The following is a 528-nucleotide window of genomic DNA, read 5'->3' on the forward strand; positions in this document are numbered from 1 at the left end:
TCCTATTTGTTCGTCTGTATACTGGATTGATTTCGTTATGCCTCAATATTATTTTTTTACAGGATTTTTTAGAGAAGAGAAATCATACACTATTTTACTATTATAGATTAATTTGCTATTATAGGGAATGGTCAATTTCGAAACATTGTATAAATTTTTAACGTGTTTACAGTTGACTATCTAAATAAAATCACTATATGTTTATAGAGAGAATATATTATGGGAAAGTAAGGGTGAGAAAAGAGATGAGAGAGTATAGAATTGGGAGTGTTATGAGAGACCTTCGCAAAATGGCAGGGTTGACACAACAAGAATTATCAAGAGACATTTGTACACAAGCGCAAATCAGCAAAATTGAAAACGGTGAAGAATATCCATCAAGCATTACCCTCTATAAAATTTCTAAGCGCCTTGGCGTAGATGTTAACTACTTTTTTGATAGTGTCGAATCACCTCGACTTGATTACGTAGATGCGGTTCAATCGTTAATTCGTCAATATATTCGTCAGAGAGATTATGATGCTATTC

Annotated in this window: 1 protein-coding gene; it reads left to right on the plus strand. The window is 32.8% G+C overall.

Annotation, left to right across the window (positions count from 1 at the left end; all coding sequences use genetic code 11):
- Positions 1–245: 245 nt before the first annotated feature.
- On the plus strand, positions 246–528 hold a 283-nt coding region (locus AC1DRF_RS31945), incomplete at its 3' end, for a helix-turn-helix domain-containing protein (RefSeq protein WP_477742820.1).

This window comes from Priestia sp. P5_B4, from assembly GCF_056400385.1.